The 18,736-nt window shown below is 64.7% G+C and carries 19 protein-coding genes and 1 tRNA gene; 9 read left to right on the top strand and 11 right to left on the bottom strand.

The genetic code is table 11. The features are described 5' to 3' along the window. Positions 1 to 312 precede the first annotated feature (312 nt). The 7 genes from QMZ05_RS15075 to QMZ05_RS15045 all read right to left on the bottom strand — a co-directional run bounded on the left by QMZ05_RS15075 (position 313) and on the right by QMZ05_RS15045 (position 5,935). Positions 313 to 723: a cupin domain-containing protein gene (locus tag QMZ05_RS15075; RefSeq protein ID WP_353701462.1), complete on the bottom strand. Its 411-nt coding sequence runs from the start codon at positions 721 to 723 to the stop codon at positions 313 to 315. 73 nt (positions 724 to 796) lie between these two features. Then, the gene (locus QMZ05_RS15070; protein WP_353701461.1) at positions 797 to 1,027 is read right to left on the bottom strand and encodes a tautomerase family protein; all 231 of its coding nucleotides are present in this window, start codon (positions 1,025 to 1,027) and stop codon (positions 797 to 799) included. Beyond that, on the bottom strand, positions 1,015 to 2,235 hold the full coding sequence (locus QMZ05_RS15065; protein ID WP_353701460.1) for an arabinose transporter: 1,221 nt from the start codon (positions 2,233 to 2,235) through the stop codon (positions 1,015 to 1,017). Before QMZ05_RS15065 ends, QMZ05_RS15070 begins: the two co-directional genes overlap by 13 nt. A gap of 16 nt (positions 2,236 to 2,251) precedes the next feature. Next, positions 2,252 to 3,241: an aldo/keto reductase gene (locus tag QMZ05_RS15060; protein WP_353701459.1), complete on the bottom strand. Its 990-nt coding sequence runs from the start codon at positions 3,239 to 3,241 to the stop codon at positions 2,252 to 2,254. A 17-nt stretch (positions 3,242 to 3,258) separates the two neighbouring features. After that, positions 3,259 to 4,500 carry an MFS transporter gene (locus tag QMZ05_RS15055; RefSeq protein ID WP_353701458.1) on the bottom strand — a complete coding sequence of 414 codons (1,242 nt, stop codon included), beginning with the start codon at positions 4,498 to 4,500 and terminating at the stop codon, positions 3,259 to 3,261. Between the two features lie 135 nt (positions 4,501 to 4,635). Further along, positions 4,636 to 5,544 carry a LysR family transcriptional regulator gene (locus tag QMZ05_RS15050; protein ID WP_353701457.1) on the bottom strand — a complete coding sequence of 303 codons (909 nt, stop codon included), beginning with the start codon at positions 5,542 to 5,544 and terminating at the stop codon, positions 4,636 to 4,638. A 301-nt stretch (positions 5,545 to 5,845) separates the two neighbouring features. After that, positions 5,846 to 5,935, bottom strand: a tRNA-Ser gene (locus QMZ05_RS15045). 313 nt (positions 5,936 to 6,248) lie between these two features. Here QMZ05_RS15045 and QMZ05_RS15040 point away from each other — a divergent pair. Beyond that, positions 6,249 to 7,112, top strand: coding sequence for an alpha/beta hydrolase (locus QMZ05_RS15040; protein WP_353701456.1), 864 nt, complete (start codon positions 6,249 to 6,251; stop codon positions 7,110 to 7,112). Between the two features lie 270 nt (positions 7,113 to 7,382). Here QMZ05_RS15040 and QMZ05_RS15035 read toward each other — a convergent pair whose 3' ends face one another. The 3 genes from QMZ05_RS15035 to QMZ05_RS15025 form a co-directional block, all read right to left on the bottom strand. Continuing rightward, complete coding sequence (locus tag QMZ05_RS15035; protein WP_353701455.1) at positions 7,383 to 7,673, bottom strand: hypothetical protein; 291 nt, start codon at positions 7,671 to 7,673, stop codon at positions 7,383 to 7,385. 210 nt (positions 7,674 to 7,883) lie between these two features. After that, complete coding sequence (locus QMZ05_RS15030; RefSeq protein ID WP_353701454.1) at positions 7,884 to 9,035, bottom strand: ROK family protein; 1,152 nt, start codon at positions 9,033 to 9,035, stop codon at positions 7,884 to 7,886. A 122-nt stretch (positions 9,036 to 9,157) separates the two neighbouring features. Then, the gene (locus tag QMZ05_RS15025; protein WP_353701453.1) at positions 9,158 to 9,961 is read right to left on the bottom strand and encodes an SDR family oxidoreductase; all 804 of its coding nucleotides are present in this window, start codon (positions 9,959 to 9,961) and stop codon (positions 9,158 to 9,160) included. A 125-nt stretch (positions 9,962 to 10,086) separates the two neighbouring features. Between QMZ05_RS15025 and QMZ05_RS15020 the strand changes: the two genes are divergently transcribed. The 4 genes from QMZ05_RS15020 to QMZ05_RS15005 all read left to right on the top strand — a co-directional run bounded on the left by QMZ05_RS15020 (position 10,087) and on the right by QMZ05_RS15005 (position 12,900). Beyond that, positions 10,087 to 11,037, top strand: a complete 951-nt coding sequence (locus QMZ05_RS15020) for a GlxA family transcriptional regulator (protein WP_353701452.1) — start codon at positions 10,087 to 10,089, stop codon at positions 11,035 to 11,037. 257 nt (positions 11,038 to 11,294) lie between these two features. Further along, positions 11,295 to 11,762, top strand: coding sequence for a 50S ribosomal protein L21 (gene rplU / locus QMZ05_RS15015; protein WP_050424272.1), 468 nt, complete (start codon positions 11,295 to 11,297; stop codon positions 11,760 to 11,762). A 102-nt stretch (positions 11,763 to 11,864) separates the two neighbouring features. Continuing rightward, positions 11,865 to 12,134 carry a 50S ribosomal protein L27 gene (gene rpmA, locus QMZ05_RS15010; protein ID WP_021080922.1) on the top strand — a complete coding sequence of 90 codons (270 nt, stop codon included), beginning with the start codon at positions 11,865 to 11,867 and terminating at the stop codon, positions 12,132 to 12,134. Between the two features lie 169 nt (positions 12,135 to 12,303). Further along, positions 12,304 to 12,900 (top strand): GNAT family N-acetyltransferase, encoded by a 597-nt coding sequence (locus tag QMZ05_RS15005; protein WP_353701451.1) that lies wholly within the window; start codon positions 12,304 to 12,306, stop codon positions 12,898 to 12,900. A 185-nt stretch (positions 12,901 to 13,085) separates the two neighbouring features. Here QMZ05_RS15005 and QMZ05_RS15000 read toward each other — a convergent pair whose 3' ends face one another. After that, complete coding sequence (locus QMZ05_RS15000) at positions 13,086 to 14,000, bottom strand: DMT family transporter (RefSeq protein ID WP_353701450.1); 915 nt, start codon at positions 13,998 to 14,000, stop codon at positions 13,086 to 13,088. Positions 14,001 to 14,167: 167 nt separating this feature from the next. Here QMZ05_RS15000 and QMZ05_RS14995 point away from each other — a divergent pair, with 167 nt between their 5' ends. From QMZ05_RS14995 to QMZ05_RS14980, 4 genes are all read left to right on the top strand, one after another. Next, positions 14,168 to 14,647, top strand: a complete 480-nt coding sequence (locus QMZ05_RS14995) for a MaoC family dehydratase (RefSeq protein WP_353701449.1) — start codon at positions 14,168 to 14,170, stop codon at positions 14,645 to 14,647. 312 nt (positions 14,648 to 14,959) lie between these two features. Further along, positions 14,960 to 16,012 carry a GTPase ObgE gene (gene obgE, locus QMZ05_RS14990; RefSeq protein WP_353701448.1) on the top strand — a complete coding sequence of 351 codons (1,053 nt, stop codon included), beginning with the start codon at positions 14,960 to 14,962 and terminating at the stop codon, positions 16,010 to 16,012. 84 nt (positions 16,013 to 16,096) lie between these two features. Then, complete coding sequence (proB, locus tag QMZ05_RS14985; protein WP_353701447.1) at positions 16,097 to 17,239, top strand: glutamate 5-kinase; 1,143 nt, start codon at positions 16,097 to 16,099, stop codon at positions 17,237 to 17,239. A 193-nt stretch (positions 17,240 to 17,432) separates the two neighbouring features. After that, a complete protein-coding gene (locus QMZ05_RS14980; protein ID WP_353701446.1) occupies positions 17,433 to 18,725 on the top strand; it encodes a glutamate-5-semialdehyde dehydrogenase in 1,293 nt (430 codons plus the stop codon). Positions 18,726 to 18,736: the final 11 nt, after the last annotated feature.

Below are 18,736 nucleotides of genomic sequence, written 5' to 3'. Positions count from 1 at the left end.
AACTGTCACGAGGATAATCGATAAAACTTTATCGACAATCGAAAGGAAAAATTAAGGTTACCGGCCTGGGCTGCACCGACCAGCTACTGCTTTCAAAGTCGCCAAAGCCGCGCCCGCTTGCGGCTCGCCAACGCCTTCTTCACGGCCACACCGACCGGCGACCTTGCCACATTGCGCGCAATGCTCGCCGAAGACGTTGTGGTCTATGCCGATGGCGGCGGCCGGGTTCCGGCACCTGTTCGACCTCTGGTCGGGCGTGAAGCCGCGATAGAGCGTTTCGCGGGACTCGCCCGCCTGTTCGCCGTGCATCCCTCACGATTGATCCGTCACGCGACGGTATTGCGCGTCGTCGACCTTCTCCATCCAATTCACTGGGCTGCCGTTGAGCGCCTCCTGGATGGCAATATGGCTCATCGCCGCTGTGGCCGAGGCACCGTGCCAATGCTTCTCGCCGGGCTCGAACCACACGACGTCGCCCGGCCGGATCTCTTCGACCGGACCACCGTCGCGCTGGACCCAGCCAAGTCCCGACGTGACGATCAACGTCTGGCCGAGCGGATGCGTGTGCCAGGCAGTCCTGGCGCCGGGTTCAAAGGTCACCAAGGCCCCGCGAGCACGGGCCGGTTCCGACGCCTCGAACAGCGGGTCAATGCGCACCGCGCCGGTGAAGTATTCGGAGGGACCCTTTCCGGAAGGTCGAGAGCCGCTGCGTTTGATGTCCATGTTCGCGTTTCCTTGTTTGAATGCCATCAACGACCGTCCGGAGCAGTCGCTCCAATGCGATCCGTGATTTCCGTCAGCCCGCGTCGTAGCCCGGCTTCTTGTAGATGCTGTTAGGTTTGGCGAGGATGTCGGGCTTGTAGACCCGCTCGGTCCAGTCCTTGCGCTGGATGTCCTCGATCGCGACCGACACCGACTCCTCTCCGGATCCGAGCGTGTCCATCACCGCCTTCGTCAGCGCCTCCGCCAAAGCCGTCTTCATCTGCTCCGACCTTCCGGAATGCATCTTCACGATCACGTGGGGCATGTGGTCTTCCTTTCGTCGTCTCGGAGCGGCTCCTCGTCCACGGCGGGGTGTCTCATCAGCCAGGCCGCGACGAGTACCGCGCAGAGGACGGTTACGGCGCTGACGAGAAACACGACGTTCATCCTCGCTCCGGTCGCGATCAAGCCAAGCGCTGGACTGGCGAGCCCCTGGGCCAGATCGAGGAACGCCGTGTAGGCGCCCATCGCGAGCCCCCGGCTCTGCGGCGGCACGCGGCGCACCGCTTCGACGCCGAAGCCCGGATAGACCAGCGAGAAGCCGAAGCCGGTGAGCGCTGCCCCGGCGAGCGCCATCTCCGGCCGGACTGCCAGCCAGATCAATGCCTGACCTGCCGCTTCGATCAACGCGCAGATCAGGGCGACCTTCGCTCCGCCGATCGCGTCGGGAGCGTGGCTGAAGAAGATCCGCGCCAAAATGAAAGCCGTGGCGTAGGCGGAGTAGGCCAGCCATCCGTTCGGCCAGCCACGGACCGCAAACAGCAACGCCACAAACGTGGTCACCGCGCCGAAACCGACGCTGCCGAGTGCCGAACCGAGCCCCGGCACCCAGACGGCGCCGACGACTTCCACGAACGAGAAACGCGCATGATGTGCGGGCGCGGCCGCCGGAAGGGGCGCAACGAGCAGCAGGGTGAGCAACGGAGCCGTCGCGGTGGCGAGCGCGATCGCCGCGAAGCCGTAGGCGCCGTAGAGGACGGAGCCCACCGGCGCGCCGATGGCAATGGATGCGAACATCGCCGAACCGACCCATGCGATCACCTTGCCCGTGCTCCCGCGATCGGCCAGCGCCAGTCCCCAGCTCACGGCGGCCGTGATGATGAAGCTTTCCGCCGCACCGAGAAGGCCCCGCCCCAGCAGGAGAACGGAGACCGACACAAGCGGAGCGCCGGTGAAACCGAGCGAGACCAGATAGAGCAGTCCGGAGGCCACGGCTACGAGCAGGCCGACGATCACGCCCCGCTTCGCCCCGCTGCTGTCCGAATAGTTTCCCGCCAGGGGCCGCGAGATCAGCGAGGCCGCGAACTGACTGCCGGCGACGAGCCCCACCACGAAGGGGCCCAGCCCGAGGCCATCGTGCACGTGGAGGGGAAGCACTGGCATCGCGATGCCGATGATGAGGAAGGCGACGAAGACCACCCCCATGATCGACAGCAGCATCGGAGCCGGCGCCGCGGACTTCTCACGCTCCATGGGTACCGACATAGCTCTACCAGGCATAGGCGACCGGCGCCTCGCCGCCCGGACCGGGCCAGATCTCATCCAGCTTTTTCATTGTCTCTTCCGAGAGGCGCAGCGACGGCGCCTTCAGGTTCTGGCGAAACTGCTCGACAGTACGCGGCCCGCTGATCGTCGCCGTGACGACGGGGTTGTGGAGCAGCCAGGCGAGCGCCACGTCAGCCGGCGCCTCGCCGAGATCGGCGCAGAGCGTTTCATAGGCTTCGAGCTGTGGGCGCAGATTGTCCACCTGCTGCTGCATCCGCTCGGACGCGCGGCGACCGCCCACGATCTTCTCGAGCACGCCGCCGAGCAGGCCCATGCCGATCGGGCTCCATGGGATGAGGCCGACGCCGAAGTGGCGCAGCGCCGGGATCACCTCCAACTCGATGGTGCGCTGAGTGAGATTGTAGAGGCTCTGCTCGGAGGCGAGTCCGAGCATGTTGCGTGATGCCGCGGTCAGCTGCGCGGTGGCGATATCCCAGCCCGCGAAATTGCTGCTGCCGACGTAGGTGATCTTGCCCTCGCGGATGAGCTGCTCCATCGCCTGCCAGATCTCCTCCCAGGGTGTCGCCCGGTCGACGTGATGCATCTGGTAGAGATCGATGTGGTCGGTCTGCAGCCGCCTCAGGCTTTCCTCGCACGCGCGCCGGATGTGGTAGGCCGAGAGGTACTTGTCGTTGGGGCCGGTCTCCATCGGCTGGTAGACCTTGGTCGCCAGCACGATACGATCGCGCCGTCCCGCGTTCTGCGCCAGCCAGCGGCCGATGATCTCCTCGGAGACGCCGAATCCCTTCGCCATGTCGGGCTTCTGGGGGCCGCCATAGACATCGGCGGTGTCGAAGAAATTGACGCCGGCTTCGAGGGCTTCGTCCATGATCGCGAAGCTGATCTTCGCGTCGGTCAGCTCGCCGAAGTTCATCGTGCCGAGCACGATCCGACTGACCTTCAAGCCAGTGCGGCCAAGATGCTTGTAATCCATATTCTCTCTCCATCAAGCTATGCCGAACGTTGCAGTTGGCTGCATGGAATCGCGTCGCCGCCCCGGCCAGCACGGGCGTCGAGACCCGCAAACAGCGCCCCCGCGCCCAAAACGACAGCGCTCGCAAGGAAGGTCGCGCGATAGCCGGCGACGTCGAACAAGAAGCCGCCGCTGGCTGCGCCAAGGGTGATCGCCAGTTGCACGACCGCTACCATGAGGCCTCCACCAGCCTCGGCATCTTCGGGGAAGCGGCGTGCGACCCAGGTCCACCACGCGACCGGAGCCCCGGTCCCGACCATTCCCCACAGCGTCAGGAGGGCCGCCGTCGGCAAAGCCAGCGTGCCGACAGCCACCAGCGCGCATGCGAGTGCTGCGAGCGTCGACGGCGCCAGTATCAGGGTCATCGCCAAGCTGCGCGACACCATCCGGCCGACCAGCCACGTGCCAACGAGGCCGGCGGTCCCCATGATGAGCAGCACCAAGGAGAGCGCCGAAACGTCAAGGCGCGTGACGCTCTCGAGGAACGGGCGCAGGTAGGTGAACAGAGCGAACTGTCCTGCGAACAACAATGCGACCGCGGCCATGCCAAACGAGGCGTTCGGCCGGCGAAGGATGCCGAGCGCGCTGGCTCGACGATCAGCGCGGTCGGAGATCATGGATGGAAGCGTCAGCCACTGCCAGGCGAAGGTGATCGCGGCAAGCGGCACGACTAGGAAGAACGCGCCGCGCCAGCCGATGTACTGGCCGAGGAAGCTGCCCAATGGAGCTGCCACGGTTGTGGCAAGCGCATTGCCACCGTTCAGCAGTCCAAGCGCGCGTGGCACCTGGTTCTCGGGCACCAGCCTCATCACGGTCGCCGCCGACATCGACCAGAAACCGCCGATGACCACGCCCAGCAGGGCGCGGCCCGCCATGAGCACGACGAAGTTGGGCGCGACGGCGACGAGCAGTCCGGAAAACAGCATGAGCAGGGTCAGTCCGAGCAGCAGCGCCCGGCGATCGATGCCCCGGGTGACCGTCGCGATGGACAGGCTGGTCAGCACGGCGAACAAGCCGGACACGGAGATCGCCTGGCCCGCCGCACCTTCGGTCAGATGAAGGTCGGAAGCTATCGGGGTCAGAATGCTCACCGGCATGAATTCCGATGCGATCAGGGTCGACACGCATAGCGTCAAGGCGAACACGGCGCCCCAACCGGATCGAGATGCTTCCCGATCGAAGGTGGAATTGTTTGGGTACAGGGTATTCCGTTCCGCCACGCTGTCGCTCCGGGGAAATGAGGCACTCACGGAAGGACCCGTGATGTGCACCGGAACATAGAGCTCAGGGTCGCCTGGGATTACGCCCAACCTCTGCGATGAAGCGATGAGCTGGGCTCATCGATCAGGCCGCCGCTAGAGTCCGAGCGGCTTCATGTCGCGGATGAGGTCGATCAACAGGCGCAGTCCAGTCGGCAGTTGCCGCCGGCTCGGGTAGTAGATGTGGAACCCGGGTCCCATCGGGGACCAGTCTTCGAGGACGCACCGAAGCTGTCCCTGCGCGCTCAGCCGGGCAACGGATGGTTCCGGAAGATAGGCCAGCGCCGCGCCAGCCCCAGCCAAAGTGAGCGCGAACTGGCTCTCGTCGATGGTGATCGCGCCCGGCGCGTCGATGGCGATCTGCTCGCCATCTTTCTCGAATTCCCATTGATAGATGCTTGCGTCACCAAGGCGGATGCGCAGGCACTGGTGATCGTACAGGTCCTTAGGATGTGAGGGCTCGCCGCGGCGTTCAAAATATCCGGGCGACCCGACTACCACCCAACGTATGTCGCTCGACAGCCGCTGCGCCACCATATCCTCGGGCACCGTGCCGCCATAGCGAATGCCGGCATCGGCGCCTTGCGCAACGACATCCACCAGATGGTTCGATACCGCAACGTCGACTTCGATCCCTGGGTACCGCTCCATGAAAGCCGGAAGAACTGGACCGAGCAGCAGGGAGCTGGCGTGCTCCATCACGTTCAGCCGGATGCGCCCGGCCGGTTCGGCACGGTAGCGGTTGAGGGCGTCGACCGCAGTCCCGATTGCTTCGAAAGGGGCTACAAGAGCCGCATACAGCTCTTCGCCGGCGGAAGTGAGTGTGACGCTGCGACTGGTTCTGTTGAACAGACGCACGCCCAGCCTCGCCTCCAGCGCCTTGAGGGAATGGCTGAGCGCCGACGCGCTGACACCAAGCTCGAGCCCAGCGCGACGGAAGCTGCGGTGCTTCGCAAGGGCCAGGAAATAGGCGAAGTCCGACAGATCGGTGCGGTTGATGCGCATGCAAGAAGTTTGCCGGCCCTTCCTTGATTGCGCAATGGAGGCTGAACTCAATTCAACGATGCGAAGCCCGCCTTCAGTCCCTGCGACACTCGTGGTCGACGCGAAGACGTGTAGGGGTTGGCGCTTACTTTCCGCCGATCGCAGCGTCACAAGTGAGGGCGGCCCGCTATAATTCCGATTATCGGAACAAGCTTGGTCTAATCCCGTTGCTGCAATTTGAGATGCCCCAAGGGCTACACCAGACCTCCCTGGCGTGGCGTAAGACCTGATTTTACGAGGCTTTCTTGAAGCCGTTTTCCGATGGCGGAGAGGGAGGGATTCGAACCCCCGATAGGCTTGCACCTATGCCGCATTTCGAGTGCGGTGCATTCAACCACTCTGCCACCTCTCCAGTGGCCCGGGTGATTTGCGCCACCCGCGGTCGGGGCGTGTTCTAGGCGAGGTTGGCGGGACAGACAAGGCGCTGCAATAATATTTCCGTCACTAGAGCATGATCCGGAAAAGTGGAAACCGGTTTTCCGAAAGATCATGCTCAAACAAGGAGATGAGATCATGATGCGATTCTGTGGAAACGCATCATGATCTGGCGCCTCGTACCACCGAAACACCGGGCCAACGTGAGAAAGTGCGCGGAAACAAGGCGCTAGCGGGACACCTCGGGTTCGGTCGGCGCACGCGCGAGCCGGAAGCTGCAGGAGCGGACCATGGATCATGCAACGATTCGGGCCAACGGCGCGGCGTTCCACGTCGCGCGGACCGGGAGCGGCCCGTCGCTGCTGCTATTGCACGGCTGGCCGGAATTCTGGCTGACCTGGAAGCCGGTCATGGCGCGGCTCGCCGACCGCTACACCCTGATCGCGCCCGACCTGCGCGGCTTCGGCGACAGCGACAAGCCGCAAGGCCCGTACGGCCCCGATCAGCATACCGACGACATGCTGGCGCTGCTGGATGCGCTCGGCATCGACAAGGCCGGGATCGTCGGCCACGACGTCGGCGGCGCCGTGATGCAGCCGCTCGCCCGCAAGGCGCCCGATCGCATCGCCGGGCTGTTCTTCTTCGATTTCGTCTATCCCGGCATCGGCCCGCGGATGGCCGCGCCCGACCGGCTGAACCACATCTGGTACCAGTCGTTCCACCAGATGGAGATGGCGCCCGCGCTGGTCGGCGCCAACAGGGACAGCTGCCGCACTTACATCGGCCACTTCCTGCACAGCTGGACGCACCGCAAGGCCGCGTTCGACGACGTGATCGAGGATTTCGCCGACAATTTCTTCAAGCCGGGCAACCTCGCCGGCGGCTTTGCGCATTATCGCGCGTCACACGCGGGGCGCGTCAAGATGATGCAAGGGGAAGCGCCCGCGCTGCCGCCGATCGCGGTGCCGACCTGCATCCGCTGGGCCGAGCACGATCCGCTGTTTCCCTATCAATGGACCGACCGGCTGGGCGAGACCTTCTCCAATCTGGATCTGAAGATGTTTCCCGATGTCGGGCATTTCCCGCATCGCGAGGACCCCGATCGCGCAGCCGCGGAGATCGCCGGCTTCTTCGAGCGGATCAATTGGAAGTAGAAAGTGGTGGGACCGCCAGGACGCGACAAAAACTGGCGGTCCCGTGCCGCTTTTCAGTATTGCTGGCCGGGAAGTGCGGCTTCGCCGGTCGGCGGGAGCGACACGGTTCACGGTAACGGCCGGCACCGAAACGGCAACGCGAAGCCGATCTTAACCTAACCGGTCAACCTTACCGCGCGATCCCGGCTACGCCCATCGCAACCTCCCCTTGAAAAGCGGAGGTACTGTCCGAAATAGGCCACTCGCCATACCGAAACAGGCCACTGACTCTTAGACGCCGCCCGTGTACGGAAATAAATAAGGAAGGACGGCAAACAGGGTGAGGAAACCCCACCAGTTGGCTATTGCTGACCATTTGGTTTGCCCCAATAGAGCAATAGGCACCAAAGATGCTGTGAGCATCAAAAGTGGGGCGGCAAAGAAGTAACCGATTTGGCCGGTGTTTGGGTAGCCGGCTAGATGTTGCGCCTCCTTGGCCATCATGAGTTTCCAGCCCACCCAAGATAAACCGCCCCATACGAGACCGTTGAGAATCATCAGAATGAGAGGCGTTTTTCTCATGGGTGTGAAGCCGCCAACTGAAGCGGCCTTATCCTAAGATTTGCCGCCGTGGATTGCTACGAACTTCCGAGGCCGATCCGGAGGCGTCTCCGTAGGCAGCGCAGGGACCACAGATAGCGCTGCATCAACAAGCTGGGCAGTGCTCCAAGTCTTTTCCACTACGCCTAGCGCCTTCGCGGGCGTAGCGCGATCGCTGAAGCGGGCGCACACTTAGGCATCGGCCTTCCTGGCTTTTTTCGCCTTCTTCTCGCCGTTGTCGCCCTCGTGGTTCTTGTCTTTCTCGGTCTTCTCGCCCTTGCCGTTGTCCTTCCTGCGGTTGGTGTAGCGGGCATTGCCGAGTCCGGTTCCGATGGTCAGCACGCCCCAGCGGGTGACATCCTGCATGAACGGGACCTCGGCCAGCCCCTGCGCCACGCCGTCATTGTGCATCACGATCGCGGTGTCATGATCGCCGATCTGCGGGATCGCCTCGACCAGGCTCGCCGGCAGGTTGAATTTGCTGCTCTCCCAATTGCCCGGCAGGTTCTGCGCGCCCTTCTCGATTCCACCGTCCTCCTTGATGACGCCGGGACAGGCGATGCCGATGAACGGCGCGAGCCGGAGATTCTCCTTTTCGGCTTCGGCAATCAGATCCTTCAGCATCTTCACCAGCCGCTTCACCGCGCCCTCGCGCGTCGGCTCGTCATCGGCGTGGCGCCACAGCTCCGATTTCCAGACCGCTGCCTTGGACAGATCCGGCGCCTTCTTCCAGCGCGTCTCGACGACGCCGCAGCGGATATTGGTGCCGCCGATATCGACGGCGAGCACGCCATCATGGGCCTCGAAGATCCACGACGGCGCCAGATGCAGCGTGCCGATCAGCCCGGCATCATCGGGATTGAAGCGGATCGGCACCAGGTCGACCTTGAAGTCCTCCGACTTCAGGATGATGTCGGTGCGCGCGATCGCGAGCTCGCCGAGCCTGGAGTCGCGGAAGCCGCCGCCGACCACGATGCGCTCGGTCTTGGCCCAGGCCTTGGTGTTGAGGAAGCGCCGCGTCACGTAGGCGAGCTCCTGGGCGAACTCCTCGATCGCGCTGTGCACGACCGCCGAGGCCTCGGTGTCGTCGCCGACCAGCATCTCGTCGAGCTTCTTCTTGCTGATCTTGTCCGACGGCTCGTCGCCGAACGGGTCCTCACCGGATTTGCGCAGCGGCTTGCGCCAGCGGTCGAAGATCTTGCGGAACGCGCCTTTGGAGGCGCGATCGCCGAGAAAGCCCTCGTCGTCCTTCAGCTCGATGTTGAAGCTGTCGATGTCGACGGATGGCAGCCGCGCGGCACCGTGGTGCGCGATGCCCGTGGTCAATCCAGCGTCTTCAGCCATTCGCCCTTGCCTGCCCGTTTGAGGTTCCCAGCACTAACGAAGCGGAACTCAAATGGTTGCGTCCCGCGCGGCGGCGTTCGGCCGGGCGCGGGACGCAATCTCGCAAAGACCGCAGAATGGTCTCAGGCGGCCTTCACCCCGTAGCGCGCCGCAGGCGCACTGCGCGACAGGTTCGGCATCAGCTTCTGCCGCGCCGCCTCATAGGCCTGCCAGTCGGCGGCTTCCGGCAGCGACGGCACCGTGAAGACCTCGCCCTGGTCGAGGCCGGCGAGCGCGGCATCGACCATGTCCTCGGCCTTCATCACGATCTCGCCGGGCAGATGCGCGACCGGCGTGCCGGCGATGTCCCAGAACTCGGTGGCCGTGGCGCCGGGCAGCACCGCCTGGACCCGGACGTTCTTGTCCTTCAGCTCGTGCTGCAGCGAATGCGTCAGCGCGAGCACGAAGGCCTTGCTGCCGCCGTAGACGCCGTTGAGCAGTTCCGGCTGGACGCCGACGACCGAGGCGATGTTGACGATGGTGCCGCCGCCGCGCGCGACGAATCCCGGCACCGCCGCATAGGTCAGGCGCATCAAGGCGTCGACATTGAGCGCGATCATGTCGCTCATCTTGTCGACGTCGGATGCGAGCAGCGGCGCGGTGGCACCGACGCCGGCGTTGTTCACCAGCATGCTGATGCCGCCATTGCTGCGCAGAATGGATTCGATCCGTGATACGTCGGCGCGCTTGCTGAGGTCGGCGGCGACGATCTCGATCGATCGGCCTGTCTCGGCCGACAAACGCTTGGCGAGCCCATCGAGGCGCTCGCGGTTACGCGCGACGAGGATCAGATCGTAGCCACGCCGTGCGAGCCGGTCCGCATAGATGGCACCGATTCCGGACGACGCACCGGTCACGAGCGCCGTACCTTTGGCTGACTTGGTCATGTTGGTCTCCTGTTTGACCCTGGACGGCCGAATGTGGCCGCGCGTCAGGTTCTACAGGCCCCCTTGCATGTCTCAAATGTCATATATACACCTTTTTAGGACATCGATTGCCGCCGGAGGGTTCCATGAAGGAAATCGGCTTCGTCATCTTCCCGGATTTCCAGGTGATGGGCTTCACCGCCATCACGGCCTTCGAGGTCGCCAATTTGATCGCGGGCGAGCCGTTCTATGAGGTCACACTGCTGTCGGAGAATGGCGGCCCGGTGCGGTCGTCCGCCGGCTTCAATGTCGAAACCGAGGCGTTCGGCGAGCGCAGCTTCGACACGGTGTTCATCGGCGCCGGCCACGAGCTGCATCCGGCATCGCCGAAGTTGATCGACTATATTCGCCGCGCCATGACGGCATCGCAGCGGATCGCCGCGCCCTGCATCGGTGCCTTCTCGCTGGCTGAAGCCGGCCTGCTCGACGGCCGGCGCGTCTCCACGCACTGGCAATTCGCCGCCGAATTGCAGGCCCGATTTCCCGGGCTCAAGGTCGAGCAGGACCGCATCTACATCATCGACGGGCCGATCTGGACCTCCGCCGGGATGACCGCGACGATCGATCTGGCGCTGGCGATGGTCGAGCATGATCTCGGCGTCGAGGTCGCACGGTCAGTGGCGCGCAAGCTCGTCGTCTACCACCGCCGCACCGGCGGCCAGTCGCAGTTTTCCGCGCTGCTCGAGCTCGCGCCGAAATCCGATCGCGTGCAGAACGCGCTCAACTACGCCAAGGCGCATCTGCGCAACGAGCTGTCGGTGGAGGAGTTGGCCGAGGTGGCACGGCTCAGCCCGCGCCAGTTCAGCCGCGCCTTCCGCGCCGAGACCGGCCAGTCGCCGGCCAAGGCGATCGAGCAGCTCCGGGTCGAGGCTGCTCGCGAGCTGATCGGTGACGGCCGCCATTCGATGGACGAAATTGCCGGCGAGACCGGCTTTGCCGACCGCGAGCGGATGCGGCGGGCGTTCCTGCGGGTGCTGGGCCAGCCCCCGCAGACCATCCGCCGCCACGCCCGGGCCGCCGCGCAATCCGCGGCTTGAGGGGCCAATCCGGGCCAAAATCGCGCCAAACCCTTCATTTTTGGCCGGTTTTTGCCCTGCTTTACCTTGACTCTCCTCGGTTTGCGGCTATAAGTCCGCTCCATCCGGCGCGGGGATTTCTCGCGCCGATTGTCTTTGTGCGGGCCATTTGGGAATTCATTCCCTTTCGCACAGAACACGAAACCCATAGCGACTGAACAAAAAGCCGACCCGGGCGAAAAGTCCGAGGCCGGGATCGAACACGAAGGAATCAAACGATGTTCGCAGTCATCAAAACCGGCGGCCGGCAGTACCGTGTCGTTCCGAATGATGTACTCGAGATTGGCAAGATCGCCGGCGATGTCGGCACGATCGTGCAGCTAGGCGAAGTTCTGGTGCTCGGCGGTGACACGCCGGTGCTGGGAACGCCCACCGTGGCAGGCGCCACCGTTGCGGCCGAAGTGCTGCAGCACAAGCGCGGCGCCAAGGTGATCGCGTTCAAGAAGCGTCGCCGCAAGAATTCACGCCGCAAGCGCGGTTATCGCGACGAGCTCACGGTGCTTCGCATCACCGAGATCCTCGCCGATAACGCCAAGCCGACCATCGGCCCGCGGCCGAAGAAGGAAAAGGTCGCAGCGCCCGCCGATGGCGAGGACGCAGCGCCGAAGGCGGCCAAGAAGAAGGCGCCCGCAAAGGCGCCGGCCGCGAAAAAGGCTCCGGCCAAGAAGGCCGCGGCCAAGGCTTAAGAAGAAGTGATCATCGCGCTTCAAGTTGTGAAGCGTGACCAAACGTGAAATGATTCCGTCAAGGAATTGATCTAGAGATCAAAGCGAAGTCGGAGACGAGCTATGGCTCATAAAAAAGCAGGCGGTTCATCGCGCAACGGACGTGATTCCAAGGGCAAGCGCCTTGGCATCAAGGCGTTCGGTGGCGAGCGCGTGATCCCCGGAAACATCATCGCGCGTCAGCGCGGCACCACCTGGCACCCCGGCCTTAATGTCGGCATGGGCACCGATCATACTCTCTTCGCCAAGGTCGAGGGTCATGTCGAGTTCCGCGCCAAAGCCAACGGCCGCACATTCGTATCGGTTATCCCGATGGCGCAGGCGGCCGAGTAGACGGTGGACACACATGAGTCCGCCGGGTCCTGTTGAACCGGCGGAGCAGCAAAGAGCTCCAAGGGGAGGCGGGATGACCGGCCTCCCCTTTTTGTTGCGCGCGATCCGGTTCGACCGCGCGTGACGTTCCAAGCGTTGCGTATCGATTGTCGCATCACAGGAGCTCGACATGTTGCAGGACATCCCGACGCCGACCTTGCGCGAGGCAAGAGCTTGCGTCCTCGAGACCGAACGGCTGACATTGCGCAAGCCGACGCTCGCGGACGTAAAAGCAATCGCACGCCTCGCCAATGATCGCCGCATCGCGGAGAACACCCGCCGCCTGCCGCATCCCTATACCCAGGACGACGCCATCGACTTCGTGCGCGCGCTCGGCGCCGGCGGCCGCGAGACCGTTTTCCTGATCGAGAACAATCACACGCCGATCGGCATGGTCGGCGTCGACTGGCGCGAAGAGACATCCGCCGAGCTCGGCTACTGGCTCGGCGTCGACTATTGGGGCCAGGGCTTCGGCACCGAGGCGGCGCGCGCTGTGATCGATTACTTCTTCGAGGAATTCGATCTCGATCAGCTGATCGCGGGCGCCCGCGTCGTCAACCCGTCGTCGCGCAACATCCTCGAGAAGTGCGGCTTCCAGTGGAGCGGCGTCGAGCTGCACCGCTTCGAGGCGCTGGGCTCATCGAGCCCGGTCGATGCCTTCCGCCTGTCGCGCGGCGTCTGGACCTCGCTGAAGCGCTGGAACAACTCCGTCCGGCGGGAGAGCTGATTTGCTCTTCACCCTCCCCTGGAGGGGGAGGGTCGTTGCGCATGCAGCGAAGCGGAATGCGCAGCGGGGTGGGGTGACGGTCTCTCCCCTCGAACGCTGCCCGTGTTGAGAGATCACCCCACCCCGTCTCACATTTCGCTGCGCTCAATGTGATCCGACCCTCCCCCTCCAGGGGAGGGTGCACCTTACGCCGGTGGATTCACCGATGAGTCCCCGCGCCCGAGCTGCTGCTCGCGTACGAAGATGTAGAGGCCGGCCGCGATGATGATGGCGGCGCCGACGATGGTGGCCCAGGACGGCACGTCGCCGAACACCACGAAGCCGAAGATCACCGCCCACACGATCATCGAATACTGGTACGGCACCACCACGCTCGCCGGCGCGAGCTTCAGCGAGCGGTTCACGCAAAGCAGCGCCGCGACCGAGATGATGCCGGCGGTGAAGAACAGCACGAGGCTGCCGGCCGACGGCGTCACCCAGCCGAACGGCGACAGCACGAGGCCGAGGATGAAGGTGCCGCCGAATTGCGATGTCGCGAGCACGATATCGGGCGTCGCGCGCAGCGAGCGCGTAATCAGCATCAAGACCGCAAACGACAGGCTGCCGCCGAGCGCGATCATCGCCGGCCAGCTGATGGTCTGTGCGGACGGCCTGAGCGCGATCAGCACTCCGCAAAAGCCGACCAGGATCGCGGTCCAGCGCCGCCAGCCGATATGCTCGCCGAGCACGAGTCCCGACATCGCGGTGACGAAGATCGGCCCGGCCAGATAGTAGGTGATGACGTCGGCGAGCGGCAGATAGACCGTCGCCAGGAAGAACGCGGCGACCTCCAGCGTCGACAGCGTGACGCGCAGCAATTGCAGCCACGGCCGCTCCAGATGCAGGAAATCCGCGCGCCGCTGCCACACGATCGGCAGCAGCACCAGCAGCGCCGCACAGGCGCGCAGCCACAGCAATTGCCCGACCGAATAGGTGGCGACGATGAATTTGCCCATCGCGTCGCCGAACGAGAACATGAAGATCGACAGCAGCATCAAGCCGATGCCGGCGAGCCGCGCCGATCGATCGTCGTAGGAGGACAGTTTTCCGAACAGGCTCATTGTTCTCTTGTTATCGCCGCCTCTGAGTCGGGCCGGTCCTGACGCCGGTTTTACCGAGGTGGCCGTGCAGGACAACCCCGGCGAGGGCATATCGAACCAATTGTCGCAGTGCCGCAGCTGCGCTACGGCTGGGCCAGCACTTCAAGAAACAGAGCAGGAAACGCCGCATGAGCGACTTCGACCCCACCCAGCATCGCATGGTCCCCGCGCAGCGCTGGTTCGAGGATTTCGTGCTCGGCGAGCGTTTCGTGATTCCGAGCCGAACCCAGACCTCGGCGGTATTCGCGGCGTTCCAGACCGCGAGCGGCGACACCCATCCGATCCATTACGACGTGGAATATTGCCGCGCCCGCGGCATGCCTGACCTGCTCGCCCACGGCTTCCAGACCCTGGTGCACACCGCGCCCGGCGCGGGACTGTTTCCCTATGTCGTGGAGGAATCGCTGGTCGGCTTCCTGGAGCAGTCGAGCAAGTTCCTGAAACCGGTCTATGCCGGCGACACCATCTACCCGGCGCTCGAGGTGATCGAGCTGTCGCCGGGCAAGACCACCGGCGTCGTGACCTTGCGCTCCACCGTGCACAACCAGCGCCGCGAGCTGGTGCTGGAGGGGATGCAGAAATTCCTGGTCCGGCGGCGGCCCAGCTAGAGCATGATGAGATTAGGTCGAGCTGGAACGGCGTCGAAAGTTCACCTCTCCCTTGGGAGAGGTCGATTTGCGCAGCAAATCGGGCGAGGGGTTACGGTCTATCGAGAGCAAGAGCCCTCACCCGGATTGCTTCGCAATCCGACCTCTCCCCGACGGGGAGAGGTGAACCGAGACCGCGCCAAGCCGACTCAACCAAAACTCATCCCACTTTAGCCTCGGGTCGTAAAAAGGCCCGAAAATTAAGGCTTTTCGCTGAAGTCAGGGCCTTTCCGGGTTGCCGCCGCGGCCACCCTGCCCTAACTAGTGAAAACCATGAAATTCCTCGATGAAGCCAAGGTCTATATTCGCTCGGGCGACGGCGGCAATGGCTGCGTCGCGTTCCGGCGCGAGAAGTTCATCGAGTTCGGCGGTCCGTCCGGCGGCAATGGCGGCCGCGGCGGCGACGTCATCATCGAGTCCGTCGACGGACTGAACACGCTGATCGACTACCGCTACCAGCAGCACTTCAAGGCGCAGAAGGGCGGCAATGGCATGGGCAAGGACCGCCATGGCGCCAACGGCAAGTCGATCGTGCTGAAAGTGCCTGTCGGCACCCAGGTGTTCGACGAGGACCGCGAGACGCTGCTGCACGATTTCACCGAGCTCGGCGAGACCTTCGTGCTGGCCAAGGGCGGCAATGGCGGCTTCGGCAACGCGCATTTCAAATCTTCCACCAATCGCGCGCCGCGCAACGCCAATCCCGGCGCACCCGGCGAGGAGCGCTGGATCTGGCTGCGCCTGAAGCTGATCGCCGATGCCGGCCTGGTCGGCCTGCCCAACGCCGGCAAATCGACCTTCCTCTCGGTGGTCAGCGCGGCGCGGCCGAAGATCGCCGACTATCCCTTCACGACGCTGCATCCGCAGCTCGGCGTGGTGAATTTCGGCGGCCGTGAATTCGTACTCGCCGACATCCCCGGCCTGATCGAAGGCGCGCATGAAGGCGCCGGCCTCGGCGATCGTTTTTTGGGCCATGTCGAACGCTGCCGCGTGCTGCTGCATCTGATCGATGCGACCTGCGAGCATGCCGGCAAGGCCTACAAGACGGTGCGCACCGAGCTCGAGGCCTATGCAGGCCAGCTCGCCGACAAGATCGAGATCGTCGCGCTCAACAAGATCGATGCGGTGACGCCCGACGAGCTGAAGAAGCAGAAGGACCGCCTTAAGCGGGCCGCGAAGAAGACGCCGCTGCTGCTGTCAGGCGCGACCGGCGAAGGCGTGCCGGATGCGCTGCGTGCGCTGGTCGACGTGATCGGCGAGGCGCCGGTGTCCAACAAGGCCAAGGGCGGCCAGGCGGAGCCGTGGGCGACGCCGGTGCCGCAGGGCTGAAGGCATCTCGACTTCCCAAGCCACTTCACGTCCATGCCACCTCGTGGCGCCGCTTGCTTCCACCTTCCTGCTCAGACCGAACCCATGAAACGCCCCGCGCTCAAAAACTTTCGCCGCATCGTCGTCAAGGTCGGCTCATCGCTGCTGGTCGATTCGCAGGCCGGCGAGGTGCACGCATCGTGGCTGGCCGCCTTGGTCGAGGACATCGCAAAGCTCCACAAGCGAGGCTGCGAGGTCATGGTGGTGTCGTCGGGCTCGATCGCGCTCGGCCGCAGCCGCCTGAAACTGCCGCGCGGCCCGCTGAAACTCGAAGAGAGCCAGGCGGCCGCCGCAGTCGGCCAGATCGCGCTGGCGCGGATCTGGTCGGAGGTGCTCGGCCATCACGGCATCGGTGCCGGGCAGATCCTGGTGACGTTGCAGGACACCGAGGAGCGCCGCCGCTATCTCAATGCGCGCTCGACCATCGCAAAGCTGCTCGAATGGGGCGCGGTGCCCGTGATCAACGAGAACGACACGGTCGCCACGACAGAGATCCGTTACGGCGACAATGATCGCCTCGCCGCCCGCGTCGCCACCATGGCGAGCGCGGACCTGCTGATCCTGCTGTCCGATATCGACGGCCTCTACACCGCGCCGCCCGCGGTCGATCCCGATGCGAAGCTGATTCCTGTCGTCGAGAGCATCACCTCGGAGATCGAGGGCATGGCCGGCTCGGCCGGGTCCGAACTGTCGCGCGGCGGCATGACCACCAAGATCGAGGCCGCGAAGATCGCGACCACCGCCGGCACCCACATGCTGATCGCCTCCGGCAAGATCGAGCACCCCCTGCAGGCGATCGCCGACGGCGGCCGCTGCACCTGGTTCCTGACCCCGGCCAATCCCGTCACGGCGCGCAAGCGCTGGATTGCGGGCTCGCTCGAGCCGAAGGGCACGCTGACCATCGATGCCGGCGCCGTGGCCGCGCTGCGCGCCGGCAAGAGCCTGCTGCCGGCGGGCGTGATCAGGGTCGACGGCCAGTTCGCCCGCGGCGATGCCGTGGTGGTGCGCGGCCCGGACGATCATGAGATCGGCCGCGGCCTGGTCGCCTACGACGCCGAGAATGCCGAGAAGATCAAGGGCCGCTCCTCGCCCGACGTGATGACCATTCTGGGCATCAGCGGCCGGTCCGAGATGATCCACCGTGACGACCTCGTGATCGGCCCGGCCGGGGCGATCCCGGCCAAGTAGGCATTGAGTAGGCCATTGGCCGAGCGGGGCGGCCTGTCGCCCACCTGCCATGCCGGTTCCGCGCCTCGCCACCCCTCAATTGCCATGCTAGAACATGGCTTTAGAGCATGATCCGGACCGGCACGGCCGCGTTAGCGAAAAGTGGACACCGGTTTTCCGAAGAGATCATGCTCAAACAAGAACTGGGACTTCCATGAGCGCCCCCCTCAAGGCGATCGACGGCAACGCCGATCTCGCCGCCCTGATGACCGACCTCGCCGCCAAGGCACGCGCCGCCGCGCGTGTGCTGGCACTGGCGCCGCCGGAGCAGAAGAACCGGGCGCTTGCCGCGATCGAACGCGCGATCCGCGCCAACGCGCCGGCGATCCTCGCCGCCAATGCCGAGGACGTTGCGGAAGCGCGTGCGGGCGGCATGACCTCAGCCTTCGTCGACCGCCTGACACTGACGCAGGCGCGCGTCGACGGCATGGCCGATGGCGTTGCGACCGTGCGCGAGATCATCGATCCGGTCGGCGCCGTCACCGAAAGCTGGCAGCGTCCGAACGGCATGACCATCGAGCGCGTGCGCGTGCCGCTCGGCGTCATCGGCGTGATCTTCGAGAGCCGCCCCAATGTCGCCGCCGACGCCGGCGTGCTGTGCCTGAAGTCCGGCAACGCCGTGATCCTGCGCGGCGGCTCCGACAGCTTCCGCTCCTGCCGCGCGATCCATGAATGTCTGGTGCAGGGCCTGCGTGAAGCCGGCCTGCCCGAGGCCGCGATCACCCTGGTGCCGACCCGTGACCGCACGGCCGTCGGCCTGATGCTGACGGGACTGAACGGCGGCATCGACGTGATCGTGCCGCGCGGCGGCAAGAGCCTGGTCGGTCGCGTCGAGGCGGAGGCGCGCGTTCCGGTGTTCGCGCATCTCGAGGGCGTCAACCACATTTACGTCGATGCCAGCGCGAAGCTCGATATGGCCAAGTCGGTCGTGCTGAACGCCAAGATGCGCCGTCCCGGCGTCTGCGGCGCCGTCGAGACCCTGCTGATCGACCGTAACGCTGCCGCGACGAAACTGAAACCGCTGGTCGCGTTGTTGATCGATGCCGGTTGCGAAGTGCGCGGCGACGACATCGTGCAAGGCGCCGATGCCAGGGTGAAGCCCGCGTCCGACGAGGACTGGACCACCGAATATGAGGACGCGATCATCTCGGCGAAGATCGTCGACGGTCTCGATGAAGCGATTGCGCATATTCAAAATCACGGCTCGCATCACACCGATGCGATCGTGACCGAGGATGGCGCGGCCGCGCAGAGATTCCTCAACGAGGTCGATTCGGCGATCGTGCTGCACAACGCCTCGACCCAGTTCGCCGACGGCGGCGAGTTCGGCTTCGGCGCCGAGATCGGCATTGCCACCGGCAAATTCCACGCCCGCGGCCCTGTCGGCGCCGAGCAGTTGACGAGCTTCAAGTACCGCGTCCACGGCACCGGGCAGACACGGCCGTGATCATTGTCGCA

Source organism: Bradyrhizobium sp. INPA03-11B (genome assembly GCF_040446015.1).
Classification (GTDB): Bacteria; Pseudomonadota; Alphaproteobacteria; order Rhizobiales; family Xanthobacteraceae; genus Bradyrhizobium; species Bradyrhizobium macuxiense_A.
The sequence above is the reverse complement of the archived record's forward strand: the minus strand, read 5'-3'. Positions and strand labels throughout refer to the sequence as shown.

Bases quoted from the DNA above. Each gene is read 5' to 3' on its own strand.
- QMZ05_RS15075 (WP_353701462.1), bottom strand. From the start codon at position 723: ATGGACATCAAACGCAGCGGCTCTCGACCTTCCGGAAAGGGTCCCTCC.
- QMZ05_RS15070 (WP_353701461.1), bottom strand. From the start codon at position 1,027: ATGCCCCACGTGATCGTGAAGATGCATTCCGGAAGGTCGGAGCAGATG.
- QMZ05_RS15065 (WP_353701460.1), bottom strand. From the start codon at position 2,235: ATGGAGCGTGAGAAGTCCGCGGCGCCGGCTCCGATGCTGCTGTCGATC.
- QMZ05_RS15060 (WP_353701459.1), bottom strand. From the start codon at position 3,241: ATGGATTACAAGCATCTTGGCCGCACTGGCTTGAAGGTCAGTCGGATC.
- QMZ05_RS15050 (WP_353701457.1), bottom strand. From the start codon at position 5,544: ATGCGCATCAACCGCACCGATCTGTCGGACTTCGCCTATTTCCTGGCC.
- QMZ05_RS15040 (WP_353701456.1), top strand. From the start codon at position 6,249: ATGGATCATGCAACGATTCGGGCCAACGGCGCGGCGTTCCACGTCGCG.
- QMZ05_RS15035 (WP_353701455.1), bottom strand. From the start codon at position 7,673: ATGAGAAAAACGCCTCTCATTCTGATGATTCTCAACGGTCTCGTATGG.
- QMZ05_RS15030 (WP_353701454.1), bottom strand. From the start codon at position 9,035: ATGGCTGAAGACGCTGGATTGACCACGGGCATCGCGCACCACGGTGCC.
- QMZ05_RS15025 (WP_353701453.1), bottom strand. From the start codon at position 9,961: ATGACCAAGTCAGCCAAAGGTACGGCGCTCGTGACCGGTGCGTCGTCC.
- QMZ05_RS15020 (WP_353701452.1), top strand. From the start codon at position 10,087: ATGAAGGAAATCGGCTTCGTCATCTTCCCGGATTTCCAGGTGATGGGC.
- rplU (WP_050424272.1), top strand. From the start codon at position 11,295: ATGTTCGCAGTCATCAAAACCGGCGGCCGGCAGTACCGTGTCGTTCCG.
- rpmA (WP_021080922.1), top strand. From the start codon at position 11,865: ATGGCTCATAAAAAAGCAGGCGGTTCATCGCGCAACGGACGTGATTCC.
- QMZ05_RS15005 (WP_353701451.1), top strand. From the start codon at position 12,304: ATGTTGCAGGACATCCCGACGCCGACCTTGCGCGAGGCAAGAGCTTGC.
- QMZ05_RS15000 (WP_353701450.1), bottom strand. From the start codon at position 14,000: ATGAGCCTGTTCGGAAAACTGTCCTCCTACGACGATCGATCGGCGCGG.
- QMZ05_RS14995 (WP_353701449.1), top strand. From the start codon at position 14,168: ATGAGCGACTTCGACCCCACCCAGCATCGCATGGTCCCCGCGCAGCGC.
- obgE (WP_353701448.1), top strand. From the start codon at position 14,960: ATGAAATTCCTCGATGAAGCCAAGGTCTATATTCGCTCGGGCGACGGC.
- proB (WP_353701447.1), top strand. From the start codon at position 16,097: ATGAAACGCCCCGCGCTCAAAAACTTTCGCCGCATCGTCGTCAAGGTC.
- QMZ05_RS14980 (WP_353701446.1), top strand. From the start codon at position 17,433: ATGAGCGCCCCCCTCAAGGCGATCGACGGCAACGCCGATCTCGCCGCC.